The organism is uncultured Flavobacterium sp., from assembly GCF_963975515.1.
Classification (GTDB): domain Bacteria; phylum Bacteroidota; class Bacteroidia; order Flavobacteriales; family Flavobacteriaceae; genus Flavobacterium.
The window spans coordinates 119,609-138,742 of the sequence record NZ_CAXBGY010000003.1; the positions used below are offsets into that span (position 1 = coordinate 119,609).

Consider the following 19,134-nt stretch of genomic DNA (forward strand, 5'->3'; position numbering starts at 1 on the left):
CATTATGAAAAAAGATATTCAAGATAGAGAAGACATCATTAAATTAGTTGATGTCTTTTATAAAAAAGTAAAAGTTGACGGCACACTTGGTTTTATTTTTACTGATATTGCTCACACAAATTGGGAAAATCACTTACCTAGAATGTATGATTTTTGGGAAAATATACTTTTTAGTACAGGTAATTTTGATGGAAATCCAATGATGACTCACAAAGATTTAAACAAAAAAGTACAAATGGATTTTACGCATTTCAACCGTTGGAATACTTTGTTTAAAGAAACTGTTGATAGTTTGTTTAAAGGAGAAAAAGCTGAAGAAATTAAGAATCGTGCTATGAATATTTCAAAAGCAATGTTGGATAAAGCAATTAACTAAACTTTATAAAAACTTCCACAATTTAGTGTTCTTTGTAATGATTGATTTACAATTAGTATCGAAACATCAATCATATTTTTAAGTTCATAAAGTTCTTTAGAAATATGATTTTTGCTTTCTAATAGTTTTATGTCATTTTGTAAAATTATTAACTCTCTTAAAGTTCTATTCAAATCGTTGTTGTTTCTAACAATTCCAACGTTTTTTTGCATTAAATTTTGAAGTTTTGTTCTAATTTTTGACATTTTTTTATTCTTGTCAAAATTATTTTCTTGCTGAATTATTTCACTTCCAAAGGATTTTTTTCCAGGTAAAAAATTTGAATTTGTTTTTAAATAGTTAAAAATTCTATCCGAATAAACCAAAGCTTCTAATAATGAATTTGATGCCAAGCGATTTGCTCCATGCAATCCAGTATAAGAACATTCGCCACAAGCAAACAAGTTTTCAACTGAAGTTTTTCCGTTAGTGTCAACTTCAATGCCACCACACAAATAATGTTGGGCCGGAATTACGGGAATCCAATCGGTTTCAATAAAAATATTCAAATCCTTACATCTTTCATAAATCATCGGAAAATGTTTTTTAAAAGCATTTATTTCTAAATGAGTGCAATCTAAAAAAACAGAGTCTTCTCCAGAAATTTTAAGCTCTTTTTCAATACTTTGTGACACAATATCTCTTGAGGCCAATTCGCCTCTTGCATCATAATCAAACATAAAACGTTTTCCGTTTTTATCTCTCAAAATAGCACCAAAACCTCTAACAGCTTCAGAAATTAAAAAAGTAGATTTTAAATCAGCATTATACAAAGCAGTTGGGTGAAATTGAATAAATTCCACGTCTTTTATATTTGCGTTTGCTCTATTAGCCATTGCAATTCCGTCACCAGTTGCTACTTCAGGGTTTGTAGTGTGACCGTAAATTTGACCAATTCCACCTGTTGCTAATAAGGTTTGATTCGCCAAAAAAGTAATAATTTCATTAGTTTTTTCATTTAGAACTGTTGATCCAAAACACTTATTATTTTCAATAAGTAATTCTAAACCAAAATGAAAATCTAGAATTGTAATGTTTTTTTGTAAATGAGCTTGTTTTAAAATAGCTCTTTCAATTTCAAAACCCGTTTGATCTTTGTGATGAATAACTCTATGATAGGAATGACCACCTTCTTTACCTAAATCATAACTTCCTGTTTCATTTTTGTCAAACTGTGTTCCCCAATCTATTAATTCTTGTACACATTTCGGACCTTCTTTAACGACCATTTCTACGACATCTTTTTTGCATAAACCATCACCACAAATTAAAGTATCGTTTATGTGTTTTTGAAAATTGTCTTCAATCTGATTCAACACAACAGCAATTCCTCCTTGAGCGTATTTTGTATTGGATTCGTCTGCGTTAGATTTGGTTATAATGGTAACATTTTTATCTGGAAAATGCATCGCAATTTTTATAGCAAAAGTCAATCCGGCAACACCAGATCCAAAAATTAAATAGTCAGTTTGTTTCATTTTTAAGATAATTGAAGCATTCTCTCAATAGGAACCAATGCTTTTTCTTGAATTTCTATTGGAACAATAATTTCGGGAGTTTCATTTAATAAACAATGATATACTTTTTGTAATGTATTCATTTTCATGAATGCACATTCGCTACACGCACAAGTATTATCTTCGTGAGAAGGAGCTGGAATTAAAGTTTTTTCAGGAACTTTTTGTTGCATTTTGTATAAAATACCGGCTTCAGTGGCTACAATAAACTTGTTAGAATTTGATTCTTTTACATAATTAATCATTCCAGCTGTAGAACCAATATATGTTGCTGTTTTTAAAATATGAGTTTCAGATTCTGGATGTGCAATAATTTCAGCATCTGGATTTTTTTTATATAAATCAATCAATTTTTCCAATGAAAAAGCTTCGTGAACAATACATGAGCCATCCCAAAGAACCATATCTCTACCTGTTTGCTCGATAATATATTTGCCCAAATTTTTATCGGGTGCAAAAATAATAGGAGTTTCTAAGGGTACAGAATTTACAATTTTTAATGCGTTTGATGAGGTACAAACAATATCAGAAAGTGCTTTTATTTCAGCAGAACAATTCACATAAGTTATTACAATATGATTAGGATGATGTTCTTTAAATTTCTTAAATAAATCAGGAGGACAAGAGTCAGCTAAAGAGCATCCAGCCTTTAAATCAGGTAAAATTACTTTTTTAGTTGGATTTAAGATTTTTGCCGTTTCTGCCATAAAATGAACTCCAGCAAATAAAATAATATCCGCATCAGCTTTTGCTGCAACTTGTGATAATCCCAAACTATCACCAACATAATCAGCAATTTCTTGAATAGCTTCTTCTTGATAATAATGCGCCAATATAACTGCGTTTTTTTCTTTTTTTAGTTGTAGAATTTTTTCTTTTAAATCTTTCATTATACTAATTTTTAATTCCAATTTAATAGTCGTTGTTCTCCTTCAATTTTTTTAATATCAGTAATATCTTGTGACATTTCTATAACACCTTTATAATTTTTATCATTATCTCTCACGGCAAAATATCTAATGTATATCAATCGTTCTTTATAGTTTATCCAAAAGGAAGCTTCGTTTTTAGCTCCTTTTTTAAATTCTTCTAAAATTTTTAAAACAGTGTCAACACTTTTTGGTGGATGACAAAATTTTACTTCTCTACCAATAATTCCAGCACTTCTTGGAAAAACACGTTCTTCACCACGATTATAAAAAATTACCTTATCGTTTTCATCTACATACGTAAGGTCTAAAGGCAAGGTTCTAAATAGTAAATTTACTTGTTCAACAGTCATAAAACCTTCATCATAATGTGATGCATCAGAAGAAGTGAAATCCATATTCCGTTGCGTAAAATCTTCAGAAGGATGAATGTATTGATTTTCAGGGTAATTTGATGGCTTTGTGGCTAACATCCAACCAATTTCGTCTTCACCTTTTCGCATTTCAATCCAATCTTTTTCTTCTAATAATTCTAATGCATTCGGAAATAATACAGTTTCTTCAACATTTAATAATCTATAGATTCCTTCTAAAAGATATTCCAGATTATTTTTTACTTTCTCAATGTTTTTATTTTCTAAATCTGCTCTAAGTAGTCTAATTTGTTCTCGAAGTGTATCATGAAACGACCACATTCCTTTAGAAGGACCATTCCAATTGTGTTTTTCTAAATAAGGAAAAAATTGATTTTCTTTTCGAACAAATCTTTTTTCAATAGTGGATAAATTATTAAATATATTATAGAATTTTTGATATTCTATTTCAGGATCAGTTTCTATTAATTCGTTTATTAAATTATGAATAACATTTTTTTCTTCCAAATAAATGCCAATTGGGTGCCCTTTTTCTAGTGTTGTATAAGCAGAATCAACCATTATATAATATGTTTTTTATGTGATTTTATTTTGACTACAAAATAACCATCAATAAATCTTTTTATCTATGATTTAGGTCATAACAAAAGACTCAAATAATTTATACTATTGTAGAAATAATATTATAAATTATAATTATATGAACGTTTTAGAACAATCAACTATAGGTGAATATGTAGCCAAAGATTTCAGAACAGCAGCAGTTTTTTCAAAATATGGAATCGATTTTTGTTGTAAAGGAAATAGAACTATCGAAGAAGCTTGTGAAAAGAAAGGAATGGATTTTGCTCAAATCGAAAATGAAATTACGCAACTTTTAGAAACAAAATCTGATGGAGCAATTGATTTTAAATCATGGCCAAGTGATCTGTTAATTGATTATATCGAAAAAACACATCATCGCTATGTAGAAGAAAAATCAACTGTTTTAGTCGCATTTTTAGATAAATTATGTAAAGTTCATGGACACAATCATCCTGAATTATTTGCAATAAAAGAATTATTTGATGGCTGCTCAGAAGAATTAGCGCAACATATGCAGAAAGAAGAATATATTTTATTTCCATTCATCAAAAAAATGGAAAATGCCCTTAGAACTGGACAAGCTATTGAAGAACCTCATTTTGGCACAGTAGAAAATCCAATTGCCATGATGAAACACGAACACGAAAATGAAGGAGATCGTTTTGTTAAAATTGCAGCATTAACTAACAATTATACACCACCAACTGATGCTTGTAACACTTATAAAGTAACGTTTGCTATGTTACAAGAATTTGAACAAGATTTGCATAAACACATTCATTTAGAAAATAATATTTTATTTCCAAAAGCTATCGAAATGCAAAATCGATTTACAGAATAATCAACAACTACTAACAACAAAACAACTATGGAGATTTACGTAATTAAAAGAAATGGAGCTTACAAACCTTTTGAAAGTTATAAAATCAAAGATGCTATTGAAAAAAGTTTTAAAAGTGTAACAGTTCCATTCGATGATAGTGTTTTCACAATTGTTTTAGACTTTTTGGAACAAAAAAACGTATGGTCTGTTGAAGAAATTCAAGATATCATAGAAAAAACACTCTTTGAAAAAGATTATTTTTCAGTGATGCGTTCTTTCATGTTATTTAGACATACAAGAAAGTTGCAACGCGAACATATTGAAGGTTTAAACGATGATACAACCTATGTGGATAGCACACAAACCATAGAAGAATATATCTTACAAACCGATTGGCGAATTAATGCCAATGCCAATACATCTTATTCAAATGCTGGATTGGTTAACAATGTTGCGGGTAAAATTATTGCGAATTATTGGTTAGATAAAATTTATTCCAAAGAAGAAGGTTATGCACATAGAAATGGCGATCTGCATATTCACGATTTAGATTGTTTAACCGGTTATTGTGCAGGTTGGAGTTTACGTGTGTTACTTAATGAGGGATTTAATGGTGTAAGAGGACGAGTAGAAAGCAAGCCACCTTCGCATTTTAGAGAGGCTTTGGGACAGATGGCAAATTTTCTTGGAATATTGCAAAGCGAATGGGCAGGAGCACAAGCTTTCAGTTCGTTTGATACTTATCTAGCTCCTTATGTTTTTAAAGATGATTTAGCTTTTGATGATGTTTTAAAAGCCGTTCGAAGTTTTGTTTACAACTTGAATGTTCCTGCACGTTGGGGACAATCACCATTTACGAACATTACTTTAGATTGGGTTGTTCCTGATGATTTAAAAATTCAAGTTCCTACCAAAAACGATATTCATTTATTTAGAGGAATAGAAAATGAAAAAATGCTTGAAAGAGCAAAAAGTAGAGGCGTTTCTGATTTAGAAGAAATGCGCTACGAACATTTTCAAAAAGAAATGAATCTAATCAACAAAGCTTATTATACTGTTATGACTGAAGGTGATACAAATGGGCAACCGTTTACGTTTCCAATTCCGACCGTAAATATTACTGAAGATTTTGATTGGGATGGAGAAAATACCGATTTACTTTTCGAAAACACAGCAAAAATTGGTTCATCTTATTTTCAAAATTTTATTGGAAGTCAATATATTTTAGATGAAAACGGCAACAAAGTTGAAAATGAAGAAGCTTATAAGCCAAACGCTGTAAGAAGTATGTGCTGTCGTTTGCAACTCGATTTACGTGAATTATTAAAACGAGGAAACGGACTTTTTGGTAGTGCAGAAATGACTGGAAGTATTGGTGTTGTAACGATTAATATGGCTCGTTTAGGCTATTTGTATGCTAATAATAAAGAAGGATTATACGAACAATTAGACAAATTACTAACCAATGCAAAATCTACTTTAGAGAAAAAAAGAGTCTTTATTCAAGAAATGTATGATAGAGGATTGTTTCCATATACCAAACGATATTTACCTCATTTTAGAAACCATTTCTCTACCATTGGTGTAAACGGAATGAACGAAATGATTCGCAATTATACCAACGATAAAGAAGATATGACAACTGCTTTTGGACACGAATTCTCGATTGAAATTCTGGATTATATTAGAAATAAAATGAAAGAATATCAAGAAGAAACTGGAAATTTATATAATCTAGAAGCTACACCAGCTGAAGGAACAACTTATCGTTTTGCCAAAGAAGATTTAAAACGTTATCCAGCTATTCTTCAAGCAGGAATGGACGAAAATATTTATTATACAAACAGTTCTCAAATTCCAGTAGATTTTACACAAGATCCATTTGAAGCTTTAATGTTACAAGATGAATTACAATGCAAATACACTGGTGGAACAGTTTTACATTTATACATGAATGAAAGAATTAGTTCTCCTGAAGCTTGTAAAAACTTTGTAAAAACGGTGCTTTCCAATTTTAGATTGCCTTATATAACAGTTACACCTGTTTTTAGTGTTTGTCCAGTTCACGGTTACTTGAATGGCGAACACGAATATTGTCCAAAATGTGACGAAAATTTAATAGAAAACCATAAAACTAAATCTCATGAAAACACAAACTAACGAAGTACTAGAACAACATCAAGAATTAAGAACTAAATGCTTGGTTTATACAAGAGTAATGGGTTATCACAGACCTGTTGAAAGTTTTAATATTGGTAAGAAAGGAGAACACAAACAACGTGTTCACTTTAAAGAAAACGTGTGTTAACAAAACCTATATCATCTTTTACACCTTTTACGCTTTTAGATTATCCTCATAAAGCAGCTTGTATACTTTGGTATGCAGGTTGCAATATGAAGTGTTTGTATTGTTATAATCCAGAAATTGTTTTAGGAAAAGGAACTATTAGTTTTGATACTATTTTAGAATTTTTAAACAAACGAATAGGTCTGCTTGACGCTGTCGTTTTTAGCGGTGGTGAATGTACGATTCATAAAAATATTGCAGAAAATATCAAACAAGCAAAAGCTCTAGGGTTTTTGGTAAAAGTGGATACGAATGGCTCAAAACCTGAACTTTTAAAGCAATTAATTGAAGAAAATGCAATAGATTATGTAGCGTTAGATTTTAAAGCATTGCCTTCTAAATTTGAAAACATCACTCAATCTAATTTATATGAATCTTTCGAAAAATCACTTCAAGTATTATTAAAAAGTAAATTATCTTTTGAAGTCAGAACTACTTATCATTCTGAATTATGTTCAATTGACGATTTGACAAAAATGCAAAATTATCTTGAAGAGAAAGGATATTTAGGTAACTTCTATGTTCAGAATTTCGTTAATGGAAGTGATACTTTGTCTCCTTTACCAAGATCAATATCACTAAAGCTGGAAGAATTAGATGCGTTAAAAAAACCTACACTAGTGGTTAGATAAAAAAATACCGAAAGATTAGTTTCGGTATTTTTTTATGCACTTCTATTTCCTTTTGGTAAATAATATAACCAACTAAATCCAATTAAAAAAAGTACTAGTGAAGCTATAAAAGCAGGAATCAATATTTCTCTATGATTGTCTAAAGCATTGTTTAACGCTGTATAGAGCAACCATATTTGTAAGGTAACATTCAGTATTAATATAAAAATCAATGTAGATATTATATTATTTAATTTATTAGGATTTGCTTTGTTCTGACTCGTTCTAAAATTACTCATAATCTTGCTTTTTAATTAGCTTATTGCTTCTTGGAATGATTTTACAAAAACACCAGTTTCTTTAAAGAAAACTTCTAATTTTGGTAAAGCTCTTGGTGGTGGACCTTGTAGAACTTCTCCTGTCATTGCGTCAAAGAAGCCTTTATGACAAGGACATTCAATTTTTCCTGAACCTGGAGCATAAAATACAGAACATGATAAATGTGTACATTTTTGTTCGTAAGCTCTAAACTCACCATTTTCTAAATGAATAAGAATATATGGAATTGTACTTCCTTCTATAACAAAACCTCTAGTTCCTCCAACAGGTACTTCGTCTTTGTCGCAAATAAAATGTTCTCCTGCTACTTTTTCTTTTGGTGATAAATATGCTTTAGCCGCTACTAAACCACTTCCTACCATTAAACCACCAGATACTAATGTTAAAAATTTAGCAAAATCACGACGACTTACTTGTGTTGCATCTTGTTTATGAATAGGAAAATCTTTTTTCCAATTTTCATTATTATTTTTATCAGGCATAAGCTTTATTTTAATATATTTTTAATTCATTACTACCTTTTGGCATCATGATATTTACTTTAGTATTTACAATCTCTTTTCCAAATACAAATGTGTTTACAGGAGAACTGTTTGGTCGCATTTCTTGAATTTCTTCCCTTGTACCGTAAAACAAAGCACCACTTGGGCAAACTGTTGCACACATTGGTTTTTTTCCAACACTTGTTCGGTCATAACACATGGTGCATTTCATCATTAAGTCGTATTCTTCTACTTTTTTTGGCACGCCAAACGGACAAGCAATTACACAGTTAGAACAACCAATACATCTTTCTGTATTTGCTGTATGCACAATTCCGAATTCATCTTTAGAGATTGCGTCAGCTGGACAAACACTTGCACAAACAGGATCATCACAATGCATACAAACTTGAACTGTTGTTTGAATAGTTTCTGCACGTTCCACATAATTTACATGAATCAATGATTCTTGTCCATTTGTTTCACATTCAGCACAAGCCATTTCACAAGCTTTACAGCCAATACAACGTTGCATATCTACAAAAAACTCTTCATTCTTATTAAAATTGGTATAATTCATATTTTAATTTTTTATAGATTATATACTAGCGTATGCTTTAGTTTCACTTGACGGTTTTGCTTGTTCATTTAAAGGTTCTAGTTTACAAGCAGACACTTTAAATTCTGGAATTTTTGAAATTGGATCTAAAGTTCCAGGTGTTAATAAATTTGCAGATTTTAATCCAGACCAATGGTAAGGAATAAAAACAGTGTCTTTACGAATTGTTTCTACAATATTTGCAGGAAATATAGCTTCACCTCTACGAGTACTTACTTTAATTAATTCATTTTGTTGAATGCCATATTTTGCAGCCAATTCTGGATGAATTTCTAATAATGGTTCAGGGTATTGATCTACTAATTTTCCAATTCTACGCGTTTGTGTACCACTTAAATATTGAGAAACCACACGACCTGTTGTTAACGTTACGGGATAATTTTCATCGGTAACTTCACCAGGTAATTTATAAGGAGCAGGATTAAAATGTGCTTTTCCATCTGGAGTTTTGAATTTTTTATCTTCCCATAATCTTGGAGTTCCTGGATGATCTTCCGTTGGACATGGCCAAAACATTCCCATGTTGTCTTCAATTCTTTTATAGGTAATTCCGTTATAATCTGCAGTACCACCTTTAGAAGCAACTCTTAATTCATTAAAAATAGCTTCACTGTCATCGTATGTAAACTTATCTTTTACGCCTAATCTTTCTGCTAATTCTAATATAATAGAAGTATCTGTTCTTGCATCTCCTGGAGGAGTTACTGCTTGACGAATTCTAATAACTCTACCTTCAGCAGAAGTAGTTGTTCCTTCTTCTTCTTCCTGTAAAGAACCTGCTAAAACAATATCTGCATGACGAGCTGTTTCGTTTAAGAAAAAGTCAATACAAACATAAAATTCTAATTTTTCGAGCGCTTCTCTAACATAATTACTGTTTGGTAACGATACCAACGGATTGAAACAGATAGATAATAAACCTTTTATTTCTCCTCTATGAATGGCTTCAATAATTTCATAAGCCGTTAAACCTTTACCAGGCATGTCTTTTTCATCTATTCCCCAAACCTCAGAAATGTATTTTCTATGTTCTGGGTTTTCAATATCCCTGTTTCCAGGTAATTGGTCACATTTGTGTCCGTGTTCTCTACCACCTTGACCGTTTCCTTGACCAGTAATAGTTCCGTAACCGCAATATGGTCTTCCAATTCTTCCGGTTGCTAAAACTAAATTAATACAACCTAAAACATTATCAACTCCTTTTGAATGGTGTTCGATTCCTCTTGCGTGCAATAAGAAACTTGTTTTGGCTTTACCCCAAAGTTCCGCAGCTTCTTTAATTTTTTCTTTTTTAATTCCTGTTACTTCTTCAGCCCATTCTAAAGTATAATCTTTAACAGCATCGATAGTCATATCAAATCCTGATGTGTAATTGTCGATAAAATCATGGTCTAACATATCGTGATCTACCAAATATTTTAGCATTGCACCATATAAAGCAGAATCTGTCCCTGGTTTTACATCTAAATGTACATCAGCAGTTCTTGCTAAAGGAATAACACGTGGATCAATTACAATAATTTTTGCTCCTCTATCTCTTGCTTTCCAAATCCAATGAGTTAATGTTGGGAAGGTTTCACTAATATTTGCTCCAGCCACAATAATTACTTCAGCATATTCTAAATCTGAATATGTATTGGAGGCTCTATCTAAACCAAATGCTTTTTTGTTACCAGCACCAGCACTTACCATACATAAACGACCATTGTAGTCTAAGTTTTTTGTTTTAAGGGCAACTCTAGCAAATTTACCCATTAGGTAACTTTTTTCGTTGGTTAAAGAAACTCCGGATAGAACAGAAAAAGCATCTTTTCCATATTTTTCTTGAATACGATTTATCTCTGAAACCGTTTTATCCATTGCTTCGTCCCAAGAAGTAGGTTCAAAACCTTTTCCTTCTACACGTTTTATTGGACCTAATAATCTGTCAGGATGATTGTTTTGTAAGTAACGTTGAACTCCTTTTGGACAAAGACGACCTTCATTAAAAGGGAACTCCATCCAAGGTTCGAAACCTACAACTTTATTGGTTTTTACCAATAATTTTATTCCACATTGCATACCACAAAAGCAACAATGCGTTTCAACCACTTTATCTGGTTCATCTCTTCCTTCATATCCATCTTTAGGAGTATAATTTAAATGAGGTCCAAATTGCTCTATAATTTTTTCTGCTGAAACAGGTAATTTTGCCATGTTTTAATATTTTCTGTTCTTGTTTTTTCTAAATGCTATAATTATGACTCAGCACTAAAAAATGAACGCTGATTACTTATTTAATTATCCGAATAATTTTCCACCTTCTAATCTTGCTTTTAAATGTGCTTGTGCTAAGCGAGATCTTTTTCCTTCTGGACTTAAATCTAAATGAGAACTTCCATCTTCTCTGTCAAAATTGAAACCTAATTCTTTAGTAACAATTTTTAAGTCATTTACATGAAGGTTAGTCGTAAATTCTTTACCAGTATGTTCACAAATTGCCATTCCTTGCTTCATTCCTTCTTTCTTATATATATGTGCACCAATTTGAGCTGGTCTTTGAATAATATGAAAAAATTTCCCAAACGGAATCCAAATTAGAAACATAATTACGGTTACTGCGTGTGTAACGGCAAGAAAGTCAAAGGCAAAACCTTTCATAAATTGATAAGAATAGGTCAAACCTAGACCAGTAACCGAAATAGCAATTAATAAAATTAAAGGAAGTAAATCTCCTTCAAAAGTTTGAGTTGCTATTAGACCAGGATTTGTTAGTCGTCTTCTTAAATAATAAAGTGACCCTAAAATTACCAACCATGAAGACCAGTTTAAGGCATGGAAAGTTAAAAATGCTATAACAGAACCTAATTTAAATGACATCATGTGAAAACCAAAGAAATGCGCTTCATAAATATCAATTCCACCAGGTGCTAAAGTAAAATGAATCCATCCAAAAGTCAATGGGATTGTAATCAAAAATGCTGAGGTACAACCAATAGCAATCATAAAATGTGCTACCCAACGGTATTTTCCTCTTGGATAAATAAATTTTTGGAAAGCAATGTTTTCTATTGATTCTTTAGAAACAAACCAAAGGTGAGAAAACACCTTTCCTGTAACTAAATAACTAATTCCTCTTTTAAAATAAACCCATGTTGGTGGTCTTTGTAACCAAACAGAATAGCGATAAACAATACCAAAAAAAGCAAATATTGTCCCAAATAAATAAGTAATTAAAGCGGCATCAAAGTTTTGTAGATTTCTAGATCCGAAAAACACCAATGAAATCATAACTATAGATAAAAGTGTAGCTATGAGTAATGCTTTTGTGTTAAATGTTTTGTTTCTCATCTGTATATTGTAATTTGTAAATTGAGATAAAATTCACCTTCAAAAGAGAAGATGAATTTTACCATCGTTTAAATATAATAAAAATTAATTTACTTATGGGTTATCCACTTCTCTTTTTGGACCTTGATAATACCACCAGTTAAGAATTAAGCAAATTAAATAATAAACTGCAAAACCATATAATGCATACTCTGGAGTTCCTGCTGTTACTTGTTGTCCAAATACATTAGGAATAATAAATGCTCCATAAGCAGCAATTGCAGCAGTCCATCCTAATACAGGACCTGCTTTCTCTTTACTAAAAATATAAGGAATACTTCTAAAAGTCGATCCGTTTCCAATACCAGTTGTTAAGAATAAAACCATAAAGGCTCCGAAAAATGGCCACCAATATAATTCTGGAGTTTCAGAACCTCTTGCTTGCACAACATAATAAGCAACAGTTAATGCAGCTATAATTTGAAAAATTGTACTCCACATTGTAATTTTAGCACCACTATTTGCTTTATCAGAAAGGATTCCTCCTATTGGTCTAACCAAAGCACCAAACATTGGTCCTAAGAATGCCCAAAGCATAATGTTAGGAGCGTTAGGGTTTGCCCATTCAGGATCTAATGGGTTAGTGTACACAAATATATCTTGAGCTAATTTTGGGAATACCATTGAAAATCCAATAAATGAACCAAAAGTCATGGTATAAATAATTGTCATAATCCAATTATGCTTATCGCCAAGGATTGAAAATTGCTTATTTAGATTTTCTTTTATATCAGCAGGTGTTCCATATTTCATTAATAAAACGGTAAGAACTATTACTGTTGGTAGTACAATCCACATTGAAGAGTCTTTCATTCCAAAAGACTCCCAAGGAATTCCAACTAGTAAGAAAGCACCAATTCCTGCAGATATTAAACCTAACATTATCATGTATAATGTTTTTGAAACTCCTTTTGCTGTGTCTGGCATACTTGGAGTTGCTGTTGAAACATTGTTCATTCCAAAAAATGCAGCTAAAGAAGCTAATACAATTAGTGGAACCCAAACCCATGCAGCATTTTGCATACCTTCAAAAGGAGCACCTTTTGCTGTAGCAATTGCACCAGCAGTACCTCCAAATAAAGAGAATGTTACTATAAAAGGAATTGTTTTTTGCATAACTGCAACACCTAGGTTACCAAGTCCTGCATTCATTCCCAATGCATATCCTTGTGCTTTTTTAGGAAAGAAAAATGAGATGTTACTCATTGAAGATGAGAAATTTCCTCCACCAAGTCCAGATAATAAAGCCATTCCTGCAAAAAACATATAAGGTGAATTTACATCAGACAATGCTATTCCTGTTCCAATTGCTGGTATAAGTAATAGTGCGGTAGTTATAAAAACTACATTTCTACCACCACCTAATGAAATTAAAAACGAGTTTGGTAATCGTAATGTTGCACCTGCTAAACCTGCAATTGCTGGTAAAGTATAATAAAGGTTATTTACTTCTTTTAATGCAGCTATATATTCAATAGATCCAGCTACAAGTCCATCAGTCATTCCGAAATTGAAACCAAACTCTTTCATGTACTTAATTAGTACTCCCCACATGATCCATATAGAGAAGGCTAGTAATAATGCTGGAATAGAAGTCCATAGATTTTTATCTGCAATCTTTTTTCCTTTAGACTTCCAAAAGCCTTCATCGTCTACGTTCCAATCTTTAATATTTACTGACATAATTTTTTTTTAAATTTTAACTAATTAGATAGTTAATTATACTATTGTTTTTGTTCGATTTGTGTTGTAAACTCTGGATTGTTTTTACGAATTGCTTTAATAATTGTTTTATGCATCCAAATTAAACAAATAGTTGATATCGTAAAAATAAAGAACCAAGAACTTGTCCAGAACCCTGTAGAAGTTAATAAGTAACCAAAAACAATTGGTCCGAAAAACCCACCTAGTCCACCTATAAGTCCCACCATTCCTCCTACAACACCGATTTCATTTGGGAAATATTCTGGAATATGTTTGTAAACTGCAGCCTTTCCAATTCCCCAACAAGCTCCAATTAGTACTACCAAAACTAAGTAAACCCACATATTTGCTTCAAATTGAATATGTGTAACACCTTTTGCTAATAATTCTTTCTTTTTAACCGTTTGATTTTCTGCAACAATTACTTCTTGCCAAGAAGATTTCACTGGGAAAATTGGTTTTTCTGTTAATTGTTTTTCCGTTTTTGTTGCAATAACATATTCTTTATCATTTACCATTAATTTTTCAGAAGAAACATTTGTAACAATACCACTATTTCCTGCTAAAACTCCAGGTCCAGCAGTGAAAATTTCCATTTTAGGAAACATTAATAAAAAACTAATAACCATTGAAGTTCCTAAAACCCAATACATAACTTTTCTTGCTCCAAACTTATCAGATAAATAACCTCCAAACGCTCTAATAATACCAGATGGTAAACTAAATAATGTTGCAAATACACCTCCCATAACTAAAGTTGTGTGGTATACATTCATAAAATTTGGTAATAACCATTGAGAATAGGCTACGAAACACCCAAAAACTAAGAAATAATACATTCCAAATCTCCAAACCCTCATTGATTTTAAAGGTTGTAAAAGTATTTTTATATTTTTAGTTTCTCCTTCAACAATTTTCTCTTTTGTTAATAAAACAAATAAGAATCCGATAACTACAAGTACAATACCGTAAGTAATTGGTAAAAGTTTCCAACCATTAATTGGATCATTTTCTGAAAAATAATTTAATAGAGAAGGGGCTAAGAAAGTAGTTAGTGCAGCACCTGCATTTCCCATTCCAAAAATACCTAAAGCTCTACCTTGCCATTCTTTTGGATACCAAACAGAAGTATATCCAATACCTACGGCAAAACTAGCACCAACAACTCCAAATAATAGACTTAAAATAGCAAATCCCCAAAATGAATTAGCTAGCGGAATTAAAAATAATGGAATAGCGCATAAAAACAATAACCATGTAAATACTTTTTTACCACCATATTTATCGGTTAAAATACCAATAGGTAATCTTGTTAAAGCTCCAGATAAAATAGGAATTCCCATTAACCAACCTGCTTCTATAACAGTCCAATTAAAAATTCCTTTGTCTATTAAATACGTTACCAAAACACCATTTAGTGTCCAACATGCAAAACATATTGTAAACGCTAAAGTATTTATAAATAATATTTTGTGCGATTGTGTTAAATTACTCATACCCTTAAATAATTAATTTGCCGTAAAATTAAAGTTAAAAGGTAGGTATAATCATGATAATTATCAGTAAACAATAAAAAACTTCTTATCCGCCTATTTTAATCATGCTTCTATTTTTAGAAAACAGTTTAGGGTTTTGAAATTCAGAATCATTTTCCATTCCGCCTCTAACTGGAAATTTTGACTTAATATTTTCCTCAATTACAGGAAGTATACATTCTCCTTTTCGTAAAGTTTCTAATAATGAATTTTCGGTATTGGAAAATAGACAGTTTTTTAATTTTCCATCGGCAGTTAAACGAATTCTATTACACGTACTGCAAAACGGATTTGAAACAGAACTTATAACTGAAAAGCTTCCTTTAAAAGTTTCTATTTTGTGATTTCTGGCAGTATCATTTGCTTTGTCTTCAACCCTAAGAATTGTATTATCATCAAAATTAGCATCTACTTTTTCTAGAATTTCAGCATAGGTTACTAATTTAGATTTATCCCATTGATTTCCATTAAAAGGCATAAATTCTATAAAACGAATTTGAATATTTAAGGTTTTGGTAAGATTAATAAAATCAATAATTTCGGAATCATTAAAACCTTTTATTAAAACAACATTTAGTTTTATAATAAAGTTATTTTCTAAAAGTAATTCGATGTTTTTCCAAAGAGCATCATAATGATCACGTCTGGTAATTTGTTTGTATTTATCCTTTTGTAAAGTGTCTAAACTTATATTTAAGGAAGTAATACCTGCTTCTTTAAAAGTATCTATATATTCATGAACTAAAAGTCCGTTTGTAGTGATATTTAAATCGATGTTTAATTTTCCAAGACGTTCAATAATATCGCGAGCATCTTTTCTAACTAATGGTTCTCCACCTGTTAAACGTATTTTTTTTACTCCAAGCGACACAAAAGTTTTGGCAATAGTTTCAATTTCATCAGCCGTCATTATATGTGCTTTTGGAGTCAAATTTATTCCTTCGGCAGGCATACAATAGGTGCAGCGAAGGTTACAATTTTCAGTAATTGAAATTCGTAAATAATCGTGCACTCGACCGTGTAAATCTTCTATTTTCAACATATTATTTTCCGTGGTTAAAACCATTAATTATTTTAAATAAATGTAAAACAGATGGAAAAATAGCGTCCATCGATTCGCTTGCTCCATTTGTAGAACCTGGTAAAGCAATTACTAAAGTAGATCCAATAAATCCAACAACACTTCGAGATAACATTGCATAAGGAGTTCTATCTTGTCCGTACGAACGAATTGCTTCTTCAATACCCGGAATTCTTCTATCTAATAGAGGAATTAAGGCTTCAGGTGTAACATCTCTATTAGATAAACCTGTTCCACCAGTTAAAATAACTAAGTCAGTTTTACTTTCTTTTAATGTGTTTATTGTTTTTTGAATATCTGTAATTTCATCAGGGATGATAATATAATTTGAAACATCTAAACCTAAAGTATTCAATTTTGAAGTGATTGCTTTTCCAGCACTATCTTGTTTACTTCCTTTTGAAACGCTATCAGAACATACAATTACTGCAACATCTAAATTTAAACTTTTAGCATCGTTAAAATCAGATTTTCCTCCTTTTTTATGTAGTAATTTAACTGTTGAAATTTCTACATTTTTATCAATAGGTTTCAGCATGTCGTACATAGTTAAAGCAACAATACTTGCTCCATGCATAGCTTCAACTTCAACTCCTGTTCTGTAAATGGTTTTGACTGTGATTTCAATATGAATTTCCATTTCTTGAATATCATAAGCAATTGCTGTGTATTCAATTGGTAACGGATGACAATCTGGAATAGCGTTTGAAGTATTTTTCACAGCAAATAATCCTGCAGTTCTTGCCACTTCTAAAACATCTCCTTTAGGAACGGTTTTGTTTTTGATTGCTTCTATAGTTGCTTTACTTCCAACTTTTACAATTGCTTGAGCCGTTGCCGTTCTTTGTGTAATAATTTTATGAGTAATATCTACCATGATTAGTTATTTTTTTTCCAAGTATAGGTTTCGTCTTCAAATAGTTCTTTACCAAAAATGGCTACTTTTTCTTTAATTTCTTCTACTAAATAATTCAGTGCTTCATATACTACTTTTCTTCTTGGAGCCGAAACAAATACAAATAAACAAATTTCACCTGCTTTTACATTTCCTAAACTATGGTAAATATGCAAACAAGTTAGATCGTACTTTTCAAAAGCAGCTTCACGAATGTCATGAAAATTTTGTTCAGCCAATTCTTCATAAGCCGAATAGTCAATTGCTGCAACTGTTTTTCCATCTATTTCATCGGCACGAACTTGACCTAAAAAAATATTATGTGCACCAATAGATGTTTTAGTTTGGTGTTTAGCAATAGAGTTGCCAATGAATTCTGCTGAAATTGGTCCTTGAACAAATGATTTTTTTATAGGTTTTGATGTTTCCATTTTTTACTTTTTAAATAACTTCTAATTGTACGTTTTGAATTCCTTTTTGTAAATGTGTAATGTTTGTAAATCCGTTTTCTAAAAATAAGTCTAATGCTTTTTTACTGCGAATTCCACTTTGGCAAAAAAGAATAATAGGTTGGTCTTTATTAAATTTATTAAGATGCTTTTCTATTTCTAAAAACGAAATATTGATGATGTTTTTATGGTTTAATTTTGGTATCTCATGAACTTCACGTAAATCGATAATGGTGTAGTTTTCATTCGAACAAAAACCTAAAAAAGACTCTTTGCTAACTTCATGATTTTGCATTTTCGAATTTACTAATTGCTTTCCGTTTTTAGTTCCAATATTAATTTGTTCTTCATTTCTACTAAATTCTAATTCATTAAATGACATGTTTAATGCATTGTAAATAAGAAGTTTTCCTGACAGAACTTCTCCAATTCCAAGTATGATTTTCATAACTTCAGTTGCTTGAAGCATTCCTAAAGTATTAGGTAAAACACCTAAAACTCCTGTAGTTACACAATTTGGAACTTCATGCGAATTTTTCTCAGGAAACAAACAACGATATGTTGGTCCGTTTTGGTAATTAAAAACACTTATTTGGCCTTCAAATTTATGGATAGAAGCATAAATCATTGGTTTACCTAATTGAACACTTATGTCGTTAATAAGATAACGTGTAGCAATAGTATCGGTGCAATCTACTAGTATTTCATAATCTTTTACAATAGTTGCAATGTTACTTTCGGAAATAAATTCTGGATAAATATTTACCTTTACATCTGAATTTGTTTTTTGAATTGCATTAGCTGCTACATCCACTTTATTTTTTCCACAATCATCAGTTGTATAAAGTAATTGACGGTGTAAATTCGTTTCGTCCACAACATCACCATCAACAATTCCAAGTGTTCCAACACCAGAAGCTGCCAACATTTGTACAACAGGACAACCTAAACCACCAGCGCCAATTACCAACACATTTGCGTTTAGTAATTTTTGCTGACCAAGATTTCCAATTTCTGGAAGAGCCATTTGTCGTGAATATCGTTTTGAATTTTCCATCAT

At 31.2% G+C, this 19,134-nt stretch carries 19 protein-coding genes; 5 read left to right on the top strand and 14 right to left on the bottom strand.

Annotated features, from left to right (window positions below; genetic code table 11):
- Positions 1 to 4 precede the first annotated feature (4 nt).
- The gene (locus AAC008_RS05180) at positions 5 to 376 is read left to right on the top strand and encodes a group III truncated hemoglobin (RefSeq protein WP_339887836.1); all 372 of its coding nucleotides are present in this window, start codon (positions 5 to 7) and stop codon (positions 374 to 376) included.
- On the opposite strand, the gene nadB is transcribed toward AAC008_RS05180, so the two are convergent.
- Genes nadB through AAC008_RS05195 form a run of 3 tightly spaced genes read right to left on the bottom strand, consistent with a single transcriptional unit; the run spans position 373 to position 3,796 of the window.
- Positions 373 to 1,893, bottom strand: a complete 1,521-nt coding sequence (nadB, locus tag AAC008_RS05185) for an L-aspartate oxidase (RefSeq protein WP_339887837.1) — start codon at positions 1,891 to 1,893, stop codon at positions 373 to 375. The genes AAC008_RS05180 and nadB overlap by 4 nt on opposite strands.
- A 2-nt stretch (positions 1,894 to 1,895) precedes the next feature.
- Complete coding sequence (gene nadA, locus AAC008_RS05190) at positions 1,896 to 2,822, bottom strand: quinolinate synthase NadA (protein ID WP_339887838.1); 927 nt, start codon at positions 2,820 to 2,822, stop codon at positions 1,896 to 1,898.
- Between the two features lie 11 nt (positions 2,823 to 2,833).
- Positions 2,834 to 3,796: a PAS domain-containing protein gene (locus AAC008_RS05195; protein ID WP_339887840.1), complete on the bottom strand. Its 963-nt coding sequence runs from the start codon at positions 3,794 to 3,796 to the stop codon at positions 2,834 to 2,836.
- Between the two features lie 139 nt (positions 3,797 to 3,935).
- Between AAC008_RS05195 and ric the strand changes: the two genes are divergently transcribed.
- The 4 genes from ric to AAC008_RS05215 are packed head-to-tail and all read left to right on the top strand — an operon-like array spanning position 3,936 to position 7,622.
- Entirely contained in the window at positions 3,936 to 4,661 is a 726-nt protein-coding gene (gene ric / locus AAC008_RS05200) for an iron-sulfur cluster repair di-iron protein (RefSeq protein ID WP_339887842.1), read from the top strand.
- 27 nt (positions 4,662 to 4,688) lie between these two features.
- On the top strand, positions 4,689 to 6,803 hold the full coding sequence (locus AAC008_RS05205; RefSeq protein ID WP_339887844.1) for a ribonucleoside triphosphate reductase: 2,115 nt from the start codon (positions 4,689 to 4,691) through the stop codon (positions 6,801 to 6,803).
- Complete coding sequence (gene nrdD / locus AAC008_RS05210; RefSeq protein WP_339887845.1) at positions 6,787 to 6,951, top strand: anaerobic ribonucleoside-triphosphate reductase; 165 nt, start codon at positions 6,787 to 6,789, stop codon at positions 6,949 to 6,951. Before AAC008_RS05205 ends, nrdD begins: the two co-directional genes overlap by 17 nt.
- On the top strand, positions 6,945 to 7,622 hold the full coding sequence (locus AAC008_RS05215; RefSeq protein WP_339887847.1) for an anaerobic ribonucleoside-triphosphate reductase activating protein: 678 nt from the start codon (positions 6,945 to 6,947) through the stop codon (positions 7,620 to 7,622). Before nrdD ends, AAC008_RS05215 begins: the two co-directional genes overlap by 7 nt.
- 32 nt (positions 7,623 to 7,654) lie before the next feature.
- Here AAC008_RS05215 and AAC008_RS05220 read toward each other — a convergent pair whose 3' ends face one another.
- The 11 genes from AAC008_RS05220 to AAC008_RS05270 form a co-directional block, all read right to left on the bottom strand.
- The gene (locus AAC008_RS05220) at positions 7,655 to 7,900 is read right to left on the bottom strand and encodes a DUF6755 family protein (RefSeq protein ID WP_339887849.1); all 246 of its coding nucleotides are present in this window, start codon (positions 7,898 to 7,900) and stop codon (positions 7,655 to 7,657) included.
- Positions 7,901 to 7,915: 15 nt separating this feature from the next.
- Entirely contained in the window at positions 7,916 to 8,422 is a 507-nt protein-coding gene (locus AAC008_RS05225; RefSeq protein ID WP_339887851.1) for a Rieske (2Fe-2S) protein, read from the bottom strand.
- Positions 8,423 to 8,432: 10 nt separating this feature from the next.
- Positions 8,433 to 9,002: a 4Fe-4S dicluster domain-containing protein gene (locus AAC008_RS05230; protein WP_339887853.1), complete on the bottom strand. Its 570-nt coding sequence runs from the start codon at positions 9,000 to 9,002 to the stop codon at positions 8,433 to 8,435.
- 18 nt (positions 9,003 to 9,020) lie between these two features.
- Positions 9,021 to 11,237 (bottom strand): molybdopterin oxidoreductase family protein, encoded by a 2,217-nt coding sequence (locus AAC008_RS05235; RefSeq protein WP_339887854.1) that lies wholly within the window; start codon positions 11,235 to 11,237, stop codon positions 9,021 to 9,023.
- 84 nt (positions 11,238 to 11,321) lie between these two features.
- Positions 11,322 to 12,371: an MFS transporter gene (locus tag AAC008_RS05240; protein WP_339887856.1), complete on the bottom strand. Its 1,050-nt coding sequence runs from the start codon at positions 12,369 to 12,371 to the stop codon at positions 11,322 to 11,324.
- 93 nt (positions 12,372 to 12,464) lie between these two features.
- Positions 12,465 to 14,093, bottom strand: coding sequence for a hypothetical protein (locus AAC008_RS05245; protein ID WP_339887857.1), 1,629 nt, complete (start codon positions 14,091 to 14,093; stop codon positions 12,465 to 12,467).
- A gap of 41 nt (positions 14,094 to 14,134) precedes the next feature.
- On the bottom strand, positions 14,135 to 15,610 hold the full coding sequence (locus tag AAC008_RS05250) for an MFS transporter (RefSeq protein WP_339887858.1): 1,476 nt from the start codon (positions 15,608 to 15,610) through the stop codon (positions 14,135 to 14,137).
- Positions 15,611 to 15,695: 85 nt separating this feature from the next.
- Positions 15,696 to 16,691: a GTP 3',8-cyclase MoaA gene (gene moaA / locus AAC008_RS05255; protein ID WP_339887859.1), complete on the bottom strand. Its 996-nt coding sequence runs from the start codon at positions 16,689 to 16,691 to the stop codon at positions 15,696 to 15,698.
- 1 nt (position 16,692) lies between these two features.
- A complete protein-coding gene (gene moaCB, locus AAC008_RS05260; RefSeq protein WP_339887861.1) occupies positions 16,693 to 17,607 on the bottom strand; it encodes a bifunctional molybdenum cofactor biosynthesis protein MoaC/MoaB in 915 nt (304 codons plus the stop codon).
- A 2-nt stretch (positions 17,608 to 17,609) separates the two neighbouring features.
- The gene (locus AAC008_RS05265) at positions 17,610 to 18,056 is read right to left on the bottom strand and encodes a molybdenum cofactor biosynthesis protein MoaE (RefSeq protein WP_339887863.1); all 447 of its coding nucleotides are present in this window, start codon (positions 18,054 to 18,056) and stop codon (positions 17,610 to 17,612) included.
- A gap of 10 nt (positions 18,057 to 18,066) precedes the next feature.
- Positions 18,067 to 19,134, bottom strand: a complete 1,068-nt coding sequence (locus AAC008_RS05270) for a HesA/MoeB/ThiF family protein (RefSeq protein WP_339887864.1) — start codon at positions 19,132 to 19,134, stop codon at positions 18,067 to 18,069.

Coding starts and splice junctions, on each gene's coding strand:
- AAC008_RS05230 (WP_339887853.1), bottom strand. CDS start 9,002: ATGAATTATACCAATTTTAATAAGAATGAAGAGTTTTTTGTAGATATG.
- AAC008_RS05225 (WP_339887851.1), bottom strand. CDS start 8,422: ATGCCTGATAAAAATAATAATGAAAATTGGAAAAAAGATTTTCCTATT.
- nadA (WP_339887838.1), bottom strand. CDS start 2,822: ATGAAAGATTTAAAAGAAAAAATTCTACAACTAAAAAAAGAAAAAAAC.
- moaCB (WP_339887861.1), bottom strand. CDS start 17,607: ATGGTAGATATTACTCATAAAATTATTACACAAAGAACGGCAACGGCT.
- AAC008_RS05250 (WP_339887858.1), bottom strand. CDS start 15,610: ATGAGTAATTTAACACAATCGCACAAAATATTATTTATAAATACTTTA.
- nrdD (WP_339887845.1), top strand. CDS start 6,787: ATGAAAACACAAACTAACGAAGTACTAGAACAACATCAAGAATTAAGA.
- nadB (WP_339887837.1), bottom strand. CDS start 1,893: ATGAAACAAACTGACTATTTAATTTTTGGATCTGGTGTTGCCGGATTG.
- AAC008_RS05180 (WP_339887836.1), top strand. CDS start 5: ATGAAAAAAGATATTCAAGATAGAGAAGACATCATTAAATTAGTTGAT.
- AAC008_RS05240 (WP_339887856.1), bottom strand. CDS start 12,371: ATGAGAAACAAAACATTTAACACAAAAGCATTACTCATAGCTACACTT.
- AAC008_RS05265 (WP_339887863.1), bottom strand. CDS start 18,056: ATGGAAACATCAAAACCTATAAAAAAATCATTTGTTCAAGGACCAATT.
- moaA (WP_339887859.1), bottom strand. CDS start 16,691: ATGTTGAAAATAGAAGATTTACACGGTCGAGTGCACGATTATTTACGA.
- ric (WP_339887842.1), top strand. CDS start 3,936: ATGAACGTTTTAGAACAATCAACTATAGGTGAATATGTAGCCAAAGAT.
- AAC008_RS05245 (WP_339887857.1), bottom strand. CDS start 14,093: ATGTCAGTAAATATTAAAGATTGGAACGTAGACGATGAAGGCTTTTGG.
- AAC008_RS05195 (WP_339887840.1), bottom strand. CDS start 3,796: ATGGTTGATTCTGCTTATACAACACTAGAAAAAGGGCACCCAATTGGC.
- AAC008_RS05235 (WP_339887854.1), bottom strand. CDS start 11,237: ATGGCAAAATTACCTGTTTCAGCAGAAAAAATTATAGAGCAATTTGGA.
- AAC008_RS05270 (WP_339887864.1), bottom strand. CDS start 19,134: ATGATGGAAAATTCAAAACGATATTCACGACAAATGGCTCTTCCAGAA.
- AAC008_RS05205 (WP_339887844.1), top strand. CDS start 4,689: ATGGAGATTTACGTAATTAAAAGAAATGGAGCTTACAAACCTTTTGAA.
- AAC008_RS05220 (WP_339887849.1), bottom strand. CDS start 7,900: ATGAGTAATTTTAGAACGAGTCAGAACAAAGCAAATCCTAATAAATTA.